Raw genomic sequence first — 589 nt, 5'->3', positions numbered from 1 at the left:
GTTTTCTTCTAAACTGCGATGCCCAATATTCGGCTGAATTTGGCTCTCAAAGCTCGACGTAAAATTCGCCATAAGCTGCTCAATTTTTTCGATATTGCGATAGTCTTCTCCACCAGCGGTTTCAAGACGTTTCACATCAGCCAACGCAGAGGCAAACTCTTTCTTGTTCGATTGATATTCACGTTGTGCACCACTGGTATTGATGATCATACCGACAGCATCTCGATAAATATCCCCAGCTTCATCGATCAAAGCCATGTATCCAATGGTCTCTGGGACGTCGTCTGTTCTGACTTCTTGTGCCACTTTATGTGAATTAATCACTTCAAACGTAATAATCGCGATCATCACCAACATTGTTGCCAAAATGGCACCAAAGCTCGCATATAACTTTTTACGAACTGACATTTTCACTGACAAGGTTCCTTATAAATTATGTTCTGTGCAGACATTGCTGTATCAATCTGCACATGAATTATTTCGGGACGATAGACACCCCTTTGCAGTGGTTGCGCATTTTATGTGACAAACATCACATTGCAATTAAAGTTTTATAAAAAGACACAATTAATCTAAAAATGTCAGTCTT

1 pseudogene is annotated in these 589 nt (G+C 39.9%); it reads right to left on the bottom strand.

The features are described 5' to 3' along the window. A pseudogene (locus tag R7040_RS28285) lies at positions 1 to 408 on the bottom strand (methyl-accepting chemotaxis protein); the annotation flags it as partial. Between the last annotated feature and the right edge of the window lie 181 nt (positions 409 to 589).

The sequence above is a fragment of the Vibrio sp. 1069 genome (assembly GCF_033340555.1).
Note: the sequence above shows the minus strand (reverse complement) of the source record. Positions and strands in the feature narration are given on the sequence as shown.